At 48.7% G+C, this 11,185-nt stretch carries 14 protein-coding genes and 2 tRNA genes; all 16 read left to right on the top strand.

Translation table 11 applies throughout. The features are described from left to right. Positions 1–10: 10 nt before the first annotated feature. The 16 genes from ACXMYH_RS09825 to ACXMYH_RS09750 all read left to right on the top strand — a co-directional run bounded on the left by ACXMYH_RS09825 (position 11) and on the right by ACXMYH_RS09750 (position 11,184). Positions 11–322 (top strand): hypothetical protein, encoded by a 312-nt coding sequence (locus ACXMYH_RS09825; protein ID WP_486554800.1) that lies wholly within the window; start codon positions 11–13, stop codon positions 320–322. Continuing rightward, positions 322–555: a hypothetical protein gene (locus ACXMYH_RS09820; RefSeq protein WP_486554799.1), complete on the top strand. Its 234-nt coding sequence runs from the start codon at positions 322–324 to the stop codon at positions 553–555. The genes ACXMYH_RS09825 and ACXMYH_RS09820 overlap by 1 nt, the downstream gene beginning before the upstream one ends. Positions 556–557: 2 nt before the next feature. After that, positions 558–1,211: an N-6 DNA methylase gene (locus tag ACXMYH_RS09815; protein ID WP_486554798.1), complete on the top strand. Its 654-nt coding sequence runs from the start codon at positions 558–560 to the stop codon at positions 1,209–1,211. Then, complete coding sequence (locus ACXMYH_RS09810; protein ID WP_486554797.1) at positions 1,208–2,281, top strand: tyrosine-type recombinase/integrase; 1,074 nt, start codon at positions 1,208–1,210, stop codon at positions 2,279–2,281. Before ACXMYH_RS09815 ends, ACXMYH_RS09810 begins: the two co-directional genes overlap by 4 nt. A gap of 35 nt (positions 2,282–2,316) precedes the next feature. Next, complete coding sequence (locus ACXMYH_RS09805; RefSeq protein ID WP_486554796.1) at positions 2,317–3,387, top strand: tyrosine-type recombinase/integrase; 1,071 nt, start codon at positions 2,317–2,319, stop codon at positions 3,385–3,387. Positions 3,388–3,398: 11 nt separating this feature from the next. Further along, complete coding sequence (locus tag ACXMYH_RS09800; RefSeq protein WP_486554795.1) at positions 3,399–3,950, top strand: DUF551 domain-containing protein; 552 nt, start codon at positions 3,399–3,401, stop codon at positions 3,948–3,950. Positions 3,951–4,019: 69 nt separating this feature from the next. Continuing rightward, positions 4,020–4,202, top strand: a complete 183-nt coding sequence (locus ACXMYH_RS09795) for a hypothetical protein (RefSeq protein ID WP_486554794.1) — start codon at positions 4,020–4,022, stop codon at positions 4,200–4,202. 26 nt (positions 4,203–4,228) lie between these two features. Further along, positions 4,229–4,522, top strand: coding sequence for a hypothetical protein (locus tag ACXMYH_RS09790; RefSeq protein WP_486554793.1), 294 nt, complete (start codon positions 4,229–4,231; stop codon positions 4,520–4,522). A gap of 174 nt (positions 4,523–4,696) precedes the next feature. After that, complete coding sequence (locus ACXMYH_RS09785) at positions 4,697–5,122, top strand: hypothetical protein (protein ID WP_486554792.1); 426 nt, start codon at positions 4,697–4,699, stop codon at positions 5,120–5,122. 143 nt (positions 5,123–5,265) lie between these two features. Further along, positions 5,266–5,338, top strand: a tRNA-Lys gene (locus ACXMYH_RS09780). A 2-nt stretch (positions 5,339–5,340) separates the two neighbouring features. After that, positions 5,341–5,414 (top strand) — tRNA-Met (locus ACXMYH_RS09775). A 223-nt stretch (positions 5,415–5,637) separates the two neighbouring features. Continuing rightward, entirely contained in the window at positions 5,638–6,423 is a 786-nt protein-coding gene (locus ACXMYH_RS09770; RefSeq protein WP_486554791.1) for a hypothetical protein, read from the top strand. A 74-nt stretch (positions 6,424–6,497) separates the two neighbouring features. After that, positions 6,498–6,986 carry a hypothetical protein gene (locus ACXMYH_RS09765; RefSeq protein WP_486554790.1) on the top strand — a complete coding sequence of 163 codons (489 nt, stop codon included), beginning with the start codon at positions 6,498–6,500 and terminating at the stop codon, positions 6,984–6,986. Continuing rightward, a complete protein-coding gene (locus tag ACXMYH_RS09760) occupies positions 6,958–8,265 on the top strand; it encodes a PBSX family phage terminase large subunit (protein WP_486554789.1) in 1,308 nt (435 codons plus the stop codon). The genes ACXMYH_RS09765 and ACXMYH_RS09760 overlap by 29 nt, the downstream gene beginning before the upstream one ends. Before the next feature lie 11 nt (positions 8,266–8,276). Beyond that, complete coding sequence (locus ACXMYH_RS09755) at positions 8,277–9,767, top strand: phage portal protein (protein WP_486554788.1); 1,491 nt, start codon at positions 8,277–8,279, stop codon at positions 9,765–9,767. After that, positions 9,733–11,184, top strand: coding sequence for a phage minor capsid protein (locus tag ACXMYH_RS09750; protein WP_486554787.1), 1,452 nt, complete (start codon positions 9,733–9,735; stop codon positions 11,182–11,184). The genes ACXMYH_RS09755 and ACXMYH_RS09750 overlap by 35 nt, the downstream gene beginning before the upstream one ends. Position 11,185 lies beyond the last annotated feature (1 nt).

Here is an 11,185-nt window from a genome sequence, read left to right as displayed (position 1 = left end):
GTGAGACGGCATGAGTTACAGTTATACACTGAGAAATATCCAGACCGGTACAGTGGAATACACTGGTCTTAAGGCTGGCGAAGTTCACCAGATTACCGGAATTCCGTCTCAGAGAGTATCACGCTATGCGGCTGATGGGAAAGTATACGGAAACACCTGGAAGGTGAGTCTGGATGAAGATGATTATTCAGAGTTCTGGACCGAGGAGATGTGTATGAAATGGGATTGTGTGCGGAAGATGGTACTGGGTGGACTGAAGTTCGGAAAAGGCAGCTATGAGGAAAAGTTGGAAAGATGGAGAAAATCAAGGAGGAACAGTTGATGAGAAAGATCAAATTATTCCCGTTCCCGCATGTGGAGATCAGGATCTCCGTATCAGATGAGATGGAGAGAGATTATTGGAAATGCAGAGAATCCATCCGGAGAGCCGTTGAAGCCGGGGATGATCAGAAAACATTCAGATGCGAGGAGTGCAGTTGGAAGAATGTGAAAACATCCGAGTGTAACGGCGTGTGTGCCATGAATGGACTGGACGAGCAGATGAGGAAAGAATAATCATGAATGAGAAAAAGAACATCATTCAGCGGATCAATGCTCTTTCTGGAAGCCGGTCCCCATACGAAGTATATTGCGATTGGGTGAAATGCATGGCACTGAGCATCCAGAATTCCTGTTGCATGTTCCAGGACGAGATCTGGAAGAAACGGGAAGAGGAATACATAAAGACGATCCGGGCATATGGAGAGGATGGAAAGCAGTTTGCTGAAATGACCGGCATGCTTGTGACGACGCTGGAAGATGAATTCTCGGATGTGCTTGGAGAAATCTATATGGAATCGGGGTGTGGAAATAAAAACACAGGACAGTTCTTCACTCCGTTCCATATCTCCCTGGCAACTGCAAAGGTCTCGTTGGCCGGAGCAGATGGGAACAGCCCGATCCAGCTTAACGAACCGAGCTGTGGAGGTGGTGGAATGCTCATAGCGGCCGCGAAGGCATTGAAAGATAAAAACATCAATTACCAGAAAGTCATGAAGGTTGTTGCCCAGGATCTCGACTGGAAAGCCGTTTATATGTGTTATGTGCAGCTCTCGCTTTTGGGGATTAACGCTGTGGTGGTACAGGGAGATGCATTGCTGGATTTTGACTGGAAAAATCGTCCGCCGGAATGCATTTTCCGGACGCCGAAGAGAATGGGGATGTTGATATGACAGTGACAGATGAGCGGGAATCGCTGATCAATGATATTTGCAATTATATGATGCCGTTTGCACCAGACATCCAGGAAGCAAAAAACATGCTTTATATGCTTGTAAGCCCGTATGAAATTACTTCCAGATGTACAGAAATTGTGGCGCAGGACGAGGAACGGAATGAATATCTTCTGAAAAAGTTCCTGATCGCGAAAAAAGTAAATGGATGCACACCGAGAACACTTGTTTTTTACAACTGTAACATTCAGGGCTTTTTTCGGGAAATAAAGAAAACCGTGGATGATATTACGGCAGATGATATCCGGTGCTATATGGCGATACGCCAGAGACGGGATGGGATATCACAGACAACTCTGGTAAACACGATAAGAAGTGTCAGCAGTTTCTTTACATGGCTTGTTGCGGAGGAACTTGTACAGAAAAATCCGGTGATGAAACTTGGAAAGATCAAGAATCCGAAAACAAAACTAAACGCATTGACGGAGCTTGAAGTTGAAAAAATGCGCGCAGTATTGACGGATGACCGTGAAAAACTGATTATCGAGATGCTTTTATCAACGGGTTGCCGCGTGACAGAACTGTCCCAGATTCTGCTTTCAGAAATAGACGGAACAAAGATTCTGATTCATGGCAAAGGTCAGAAAGATCGATACGTCTATTTGAATGCAAGGGCCGAGCTGACACTTAAGACGTATCTACAGCAGCGCAAGGACAATAATCCATATCTGTTTCCAAGAATGAAGTCGATAGCGGAGATTCCCAGGAAAGGAATCAGTCAAAAAGCATATATATCCTGGTGGAAAAAGCCGGAATTTATTAGCGAAGAGCAGCATATAACGAAAGACTCAATAGAGATCATAACAAAGAGAGTCGCAAAGCGAGCGGGTGTTGAACAGGCAAACCCTCATAAATTCCGCAGGACTTGCGCAACGATGGCGCTCCGCAGGGGAATGCCGGTTGAACAGGTCTCAAAGATGTTAGGGCATGAAAAACTGGAAACAACACAGATTTATCTGGATCTGACAGAGGATGAGTTGGAGCAGGCTCATAAGAAATATGTGGTTTAGAGGATCCAAAGTGAAAGAATGATGGGAGTGTTGGTATGACAGTAACAGACGAACGGGAGACTCTGATCAATAAAATCTGCAACTACTTAATGCCGATTGTGCCGGATATAAGGGAAATAAAAAATACACTTTATATGCTTACAAATGAGTATGAAATTACTTCCAGGTGTACGGAGATCGCGGTACAGGATGAAGAACGGAATGAATACCTTCTGAAGAAGTTTCTGATAGCGAAAACAGTAAGCGGACGTACTCCGAGAACAGTACAGCACTATAAGATGTCAATTCGGCTGATATTGAGGTCAATGCAAAAAACAGTAGATGACATTACAGCGGATGATATCCGCTATTATATGGCGATCAGGCAAAGAAGGGACAAAGTGACAAAGACTACAATCGGGAACGAAGTAAGATGTCTCAGCAGTTTCATGGCATGGCTGAATGCTGAAGAAATCTTACTGAAAAATCCAATGCTGAGAGTTGAGAAAGTCAGATATGAGCAGAAAAAGAAAAAAGCATTAACGGAGCTTGAAATTGAACAATTACGTGCGGCAGCAGAAGGAGAGCAGGAAAAAATGATTATCGAGGTGCTTCTGTCAACCGGTTGCCGCGTGACAGAACTGTCTCAGATCCTGCTTTCAGAAATTGATGGAACAAAGGTTTTAATTCATGGCAAGGGGCAGAAAGAGCGTTATGTATATTTAAACGCGAAGGCCGAGGTAATGCTTGAAGCATATCTGAGTAAGCGCCAGGATACAAATCCGTATCTTTTGCCGGGGATGATATCAATACACGAAATTCATGAAAAAGGAATTAGTGTAAGAAAACAGAAATTCTGGTGGATGAACCCGGAGTGCGTAGGTGAGGGACATATTGGAACAGGTACAATCGAAGCGATAACTCGGAAAATCGCAAAGCGAGCGGGTGTCGAACAGGCAAACCCGCATAAGTTCCGCAGGACCTGCGCAACGATGGCACTTCGGAGAGGAATGCCGCTCGAGCAGGTTTCAAAAATGTTAGGCCATTCAGAGATATCAACAACGCAGATCTATCTGGATCTGACGGAGGATGAGCTGGAACAGGCGCATAAGAAGTATGTGGTTTAGGAGGAGTGAATATGGGACTTACAGAAGTGGATGATAATGGCAATTGGAAGCTGAAAGGCATGGAATGGAGCCAGATCAAGCCGGGTGCAGTGATTACTGAGAAGGTGTGGAAAAAGCTCTGCGGGGCGCTCTGGAAGCTCAAGAACTATGAAGAGACAGGACTGATGCCGGACAAAGTTCTGGAACTGAACGAGGAAACGCAGGAACAGGCTCGTGCGATGCTGAAGCGGGTTGCGAGGCTCTCGGATGAAATTGAGCGAATGAAAGGTGAAGAACGGCAGCAGTGGATCCCGGTTGCAGAGAAACTGCCGGAACCAGAAACCTATATATTGGTTTCGTTTGATAATTATACACTCCCGGATATTGCGATTTATAGAGTTGATGATGACGGCAGCGGAGCATTCTACGTAGGCGCTTTGGATTGTACGTATCTTTCTGTAGGACTTTTTGTGAATGCATGGATGCCATTGCCAGAGCCATATAAGGCAGAGGTGGAAGAAAAGCCCGTTGCGGATACCGGCTGGAAAGACCATTATATGGGACGGTTTGAAAAAGTTGAATGAGGTCAGGAAAATTAAGAGCTGATGTTCTCGACATTAAAGTCGGAGACATTGGTAAGATTAGGAGATATTATGGGATATAAAAACAAAGAGGGATATCCGGGTCCAACGGCGGCCAGGGCAATCAAAGCAGCGGATCGGCCACCGGAGGAGATCATTATGTTCCGAAAGATGATTAAGGCGCTGAGCGTGATCTGTCATGTGCGGGTCCTCGGGAAAGTGACTTTAGTCGATAGGAAAGGGCGGCGGTGGTGATGATGACCAGGGCGGAGAGACGGCGGATGGAACGGGAGTCAGGCAGCAGGACTACATACCAGTTCACGCTGGAGCAGATCGAAGCCATGAAGCGTCAGGCGGTTCTGGCGATTCTGATGTCAGTCCCGGCCCGGATCCTGTGTGAGCAGTTTGGATGGACTGGACTTCGGAGTGAGAATGATCACAGGTCCAGGTTATACCGGTTTTCGGAGGCAGTTGTTGCGGAGGTCAACCGGATCTGTGGGGATGAGAATGCGGACATTCGGGCATATCGGGATGAGACTTATGAGATGTATGGCATAAAGTACGAGGTGAAGTGATGAGTAAAAAGGAATGGGATGAGAAAATAGCCGGTGCCATGATGAAGAAGCGGAAGGCTACTGAATACGCGATCATGAGCGAGGACCAGAGCCTGCGGAGCTGGAGCGCGTCGCATCTGCCGTATACGGGGACAAGCCTTTGCCCGGATCCAAGATATCGAGGAGGTGATTCCAATGGACAAGGAGATTCTGAAGCAGTACATAGATGCCTGCGAGCAGGTGAAGGAAGCGAAGGAAGATATACTGAGGCTTAAGAAGAACCGGAAGAAAATCGTGCAGGACCGGGTGTCCGGATCGGCGCAGGAGTTTCCGTATACCGCCAAGAGTTTCCACATCGAGGGCCTGGCATATCCGGTGGTGAAGGATCCGGATGAGCTGGATCGGCGGGAAGCAATCCTTCAGGAGCGGCTTCAGAAGGCGGAGGAGATCAAGCGCCAGGTGGAGGCGTGGATGCTCACAATTCCGCAGCGGATGCAGCGGATTATTCGGTACCGGGTGTTCGAGGAGTTATCCTGGAATGAGGTGGCAATTCGTATGGGACGGAAGGCCACGGCGGACAGCGTGAGGATGGAGTATACCAATTTTATGAAATCAGAGTAAGTAATTTCGTTATTTTCGCTTTTTTCGTTTTCAAAATGTTATAGTGTAACCTGAAGCCAAGGGCATACAGCCGGCGGCTTCCTACATCCTCCTCAAGTGAAGGTATACGTGGGCGGCCGTTAGGCAGAGCGGCCGCCAATTATCAGGGCGTAGCTCAGTAAGCAGAGCAGCTGATACTTAATCAGCGTGTCGAGGGTGCAAGGCCTTCCGTCCTGGTTCGCGGAGTAGAGCAGCCTGGAAGCTCGTCGGGTTCATACCCCGAAGGTCACTGGTTCAAATCCAGTCTCCGCAATTTGCCTGGTTTCGGGATCTCCACCCAGACATTCCAGGTAGCAAAGAATCTTCTCGGATGAGGCATGAGCCGCAGGTTTGAGAAACGGTACTTTGCTTTAATTTCATAATATCCCCCATGAAAAGCGCCTGTCGAGAGATGGGTGCTTTTCTTTTTCGACTTCTTGCTTGCAAACCGAATATATTCATGTGTATAATAAGACAACACTGAGAGGGGGAAAACTATGAAATGTGCTAAATGTCTTTTAAACAAATTAAAGAATATGCATTTTGGGTTAGGAATGATATTGTTGCTAATAATAGCAATAATTTTTCCATGCTTAACGATTCGTTTAATAACACCGATTGACACCTCAATACCAATATTGAGTGACATATGTACTTTTTTAGCATCTGTTAAAGAAGATAGTGATTGGATTGGTTTTTGGGGAAATTATTTCGGAGGTGTAAGCGGAGGAATAATTACAGTTATAGTTTTCTTCTGGACTATTAAGGATTCGGAAAAAACAAGAAAAGAAGAGCATCGCTTGCAGATAATACCTGTATTGGATTACGAAGTTCTCAATATAAATTGTAAAAATTACAGGCTAAGTGAGGAGTCCAAAAAGACGTTAGGAAATATAAAGTCTTCAGAAAAAGGAGATTTTAGTTTTCAATTAGAGATAGAATTGCAGGTCTGTAATATAGGTTTAGGACCTGCGCAAAAAGTAATTCTAGAAAATTGCCAATGTGATGAAATAGTATACCTTGGAGAAGAGAAGATAGGAACTATTCCCAATAAAGATGAGAAAAATATTCGCAAGAAATTTAGCATCGTTGATAATTATGATCGAGAAATAGGATGGCAAAAAACAATTACTTGTAATTTCAGCTTTGTAGATATGTTTGGAAATAAGTATAGACAGAAATTTGATATGAAAGTGCATTATTTATTTGGAGTAAAAGAGGATGGAAGCGATGAATGGAATTGCGAAATAGTAAATCAAGATCCAGCTGAACTTGTAAGTTGATTCAATAGAAGGGAGCCACCACCGCGTGGCTCTTTTCTTTTACTCAAAATCAGACAGATTGGAAGGTGAGGTGAGTGGCCAACAATGAAAACTTAAAACCTGTACGAACCAAGAGCGAAGCAAGAGAACGTGGGAGAGCGGGCGGCAAGGCATCCGGGGAAGCCAGGCGCAGGAAAGCAGACTTCCGGAGGACACTCAACGCCCTTCTCACGACAGAAATAGATAGCACGGAATGGACGCCTATCCTGAAGGCAATGGGGCTGGACTCCACCCTGGAATCAGCGGTCAACATGGCGATGATCAAAGAGGCCTTGGCGGGGAACGTGAAAGCGTATGTGGCGATCAAGGATGTTCTGGGGCAGACCTCCAAGTCGGATACCGATCTGGAAGAGCAGCAGCTCCGCATGGCAGCGACCAAGTCGAAGCTGGGAACCGATGTGGAGGAAGAGTCGGAGGACGACGGATTCCTGGATGCATTGAACGAATCCGCTACGGATGACTGGGATCCGGGAGCAATGGAAGGAGAAGACGGAGATGATGAAGAAGAAACGACCGATATTTAAGTTTCAGGCATTTTCAAGGAAACAACGCCAGATCTTCACCTGGTGGGCGGACAAGAGCCTGGTAAAGGATGCAGTCGGCATTATCGCGGACGGAGCGATCCGTTCCGGAAAGACTGTCAGCATGAGCCTGTCCTATGTGATGTGGGCGATGTCAAAGTATGACGGCCAGAACTTCATCATGGCGGGGAAGACGATCAGCTCCTTCAAGCGAAATGTGCTGCAGAACCTCAAGCTGATGCTGACCAGCCGCGGGTATCACTGGATCTACCACATCTCCGGAGAATTTCCGAACATGCTGGAAGTCACCAGAAACGGCAAGACCAATTATTTTTATATCTTCGGAGGCAAGGACGAAGGTTCCCAGGACCTGGTACAGGGTATCACGGCAGCGGGAGCCTTTTTTGATGAGGTCGCCCTGATGCCGGAGAGCTTCGTCAATCAGGCAACGGGCCGTTGCTCCGTTGAGGGCGCGACCTGGTGGTTTAACTGCAACCCGGCGGGACCGATGCACTGGTTCAAGCTTGAGTGGATCGATAAGCGGAAGAAAAAGAGGCTCCTGTACCTTCACTTTACGATGGATGACAACTTAAGTCTTTCGGAAAAGGTCAAGGCAAAATACCGGGAAATGTACGCCGGGGTTTTCTATCTGCGGTATATCAAGGGCATGTGGGCCGTGGCGGAAGGTCTGATCTACACAATGCTCACGAAGGAGAACCTGTACACGAACGCGGAACGCCCGGCAGGCCTGAAGAGCACGGCAGCCAAGACGATCACCGTGGACTACGGTACCACGAACCCCTGCGTATTTCTGGAGGTGTGGGACGATGGGGAAACGCTGTGGGTTGATCGGGAGTACCGTTGGGACAGCCGGTCAGAGGAAGCAAGACGCAGCGGGAACCCACAGAGGACGGATTCGCAGTACGCGGACGATATGGAGGAGTTCATGGGATCGACGCCAGAAGATCAGTGCATGGTCGTTGTGGACCCGTCAGCAGCATCCTTTATTGCAGAGCTCCGCAGCCGTGGCGTGTATGTAAAACCGGCGAACAACGAGGTGGAGGACGGGATCCGCGTGGTCGGATCGCTCTTGGCAAAGCGGAACATCCGGATCAACAAAGAAAACTGCAAGGGACTGCTCGGAGAGATGCGGTCCTACGTCTGGGACGACAAGGCGGCAGAGCGGGGCGAGGAAAAGCCCGTGAAGCAGAAGGATCACGGCCCGGATGCGTTAAGATATTATTGCTATACGGTCCTTCCAAAGTGGCGGATCGGGGCATAGGAGGAAGTTAAATGTCAAAGAAAAGGACATCACGCCAGACAAGGGCGGCTACAAAACAAAATATGGATTCGAGGGCGCCCGTCATGACGATGGACGCCTTTTCTAATCCTGCGGCAAGGATCGGATTCGGAACGCTGGATCTTCTCCAGGCAACAGAGTACCCGATGACCAGAATGACGCAGAACTATCAGCTTCTGACAAGCCTGTATCGGGAGAACTGGATTATTCAGAACATTATCTCAACGATCCCGAACGACATGATGAGAAAATGGTACGACTTGAGGACCAGTGTGGCACCGGAATACCTGAAGCAGATGACACAGTTAGAGCGCCGGACACAGATCCGGAAGAAGCTGCTCCTTGGAATGTGCTGGGGACGGCTCTATGGCGGCGCGGTGGGCGTGATCCTGATCAAGGGACACAATGACATGAGCCAGCCGCTGAACCTGGACACGATCATGCCGGGAAGCTTTCTTGGACTTCATATTCTGGATCGTTGGAACGGAGTGTACCCGGAAGGAGAGCTTGTCACGGATCCGGAAGATCCAGACTTCGGGCTTCCGATGTTCTACACGGTCCGGAATGATGAAACAGGGACCATGGTGGCGAGAGTGCACCACAGTCGGGTGATCCGGTTCATCGGCAGGGAGCTTCCATGGATGGAGCAGGTGACCGAACAGTACTGGGGGGAGTCGGAGGTCGAAGCAATCTATGAGGAGCTGACCCGCCGGGACAACGTGGCCGGGAACATTGCGGCACTCACATTCCGGGCGAATATCAACTACCAGGAGACCGATGGACTGGATCAGTTACTCGGGTCTGCGAATGCAGAGATTCAGCGGCGCTTCTGGAACACACTGGCGGCGCAGTCCGTGATGGAGAGCAACTTCGGAACCCGGATGATCAACAAGGGGGACGCGATCCACAATACCCAGTACACCTTTACCGGACTTCCGGATGTCTATGACCGTGTCATGATGGACGTGGCCGGAGCCGCAAGGACGCCGGTGACGAAGTTATTTGGACGTTCGCCTGCTGGCATGAACTCCACCGGAGAATCCGACCTGAAGAACTATTATGATTACATCGATGGACTGCGGGAGACGGAGCTCCGGGGAATCATTGAACGGCTACTCCCGATCATGGCGCTATCGGCATGGGGCAGGATTCCGGACGATATGGACATCGACTTCCCGCCGATGCAGACGCCGGATGCGAAAGACGTGGCGGAGATCACAGAGCGGAAGAGCAATGCGGTCCTTGCGGTATATCAGAATGACCTGATTGATGCGGCAACCGCTATGCAGGAACTGAAGAGTCTGTCCGATGAGACAGGACTTTACAGCAAGATCACGGATGAAGCAATCGAAGCCGGGAAAGGAAAGTTCTACTCGGAGTCCCGCAGCATGCAGGATCCTATGGCGGGCTTTTCCTTCCCAGGGAGCACAGGGGAGGATGATGTAGGCGATGGCAACGAAGATCCGGCCGCCAAAGAAGGCTGATGTTACGGCGCTGCTTCGAAATCTTTTCCTCCGGACAGAGCAGGAACTGATCAGAGAGATCACCCGGAAACGTGCCGCAGGGCATGTAGAATATGCCGAGGTAGCGGCGCTGGAGCGGGTCCAGAAGATCCTTCAGAACATGGTGGACACCTCCTGGAACTATGTGCCAGTGATGATTGAAAAGATTTTTTATCACTCGGATAAAGATGCCGCCGGGTATACCAACGCGAGGACGATCACAGGAACACGCTCCGTGACCCAGATTGCTATTATGGAGCAGTTGGCGAACAATCTTCAAGGGGAACTCATGGAGATGGCGGGAACGGCGAAGAGTAGCGTTGAGAATGTGCTTACGATCGCAAGGTTGGAGAACGATCCGTACCGGAAACTGGCGTTGGAACAGATCCTCCGGCAGGAGGCGGCAGGGAAGCCGTGGATCAAGAGCAGCCAGGACCTTGTAAAGGAGTTGGAGACAAACGGAATTACAGGTTTTACGGACAAAGCTGGACGGAAATGGAGCATGCAGGCCTACGGAAACATGGCGGTCCGGACGACGGCCAGACAGGCGGAAGTGGCAGCACTCCTGACATCCGATGAATATGATCTCTGGCAGATCACGAAAGTCGGGACAACCTGTCCGGTGTGTGCGCCGTTAGAAGGGCGTGTGTACTCGAAGAGCGGCACCAATCCGGATTATCCGCCGTTAACGGTAGCGTTTGGGAAGGTCGATCCGTATGGGAGTAATGATCTGTCGAACACCTATCTGAACATCCATCCGAACTGCCTGCACAGCCTGGTCAAGTACACCACGATCGGGAAGAGCGCGGATCGGATCCAGAAGGACAAGGACTTTTCAAGCATCGAAAAGAATCCTCTGAGCCGAGATCCGCGGACGAAGAAGCAGATCGCAGCGTACCGGGAAAAAGAGAAGAACCGGCAGCAGCTCCTCAGAGATATGAAGCAGCATAAAGAGTATCGGGCCATTCTGGGGAATGATGTACCGAAAGACTTTGCGAAGTTCAGGGAGTTGAAGTATAATAATTCTGAGAAATGGGATAAGTTCCATAGCCTGTATCAGGATGATAAACTGAAAAAGAAGATACGTTCTCCTGAAGTCAATAAGACGATAGAAGAAGGAAAGCAGGGTAAGCATATCCTCGGACACAAAAATTACAAAGATGGCCGTAGTTATTTGAAGGTATCTGCGGAAGAAGCACAGCGATTAGTTGATCAATATGCCGGAACAGGTCAAATAAAACGTGACAGCAAGGGACATTGGACGAATAAAGAATTTGTATCGGCGGACCATATAATTGGCGTTGCCGTGGATGCAAATACGGGAGAAACCATAGAAACTTCAAGATTTTCGATTCATTATTCGAAAAATGGTGTCCATATAGTGCCGAGAAAGGAGTAAG

Source organism: Pilosibacter sp. NGB245, assembly GCF_057397225.1.
The sequence above is the reverse complement of the archived record's forward strand: the minus strand, read 5'-3'. Positions and strand labels throughout refer to the sequence as shown.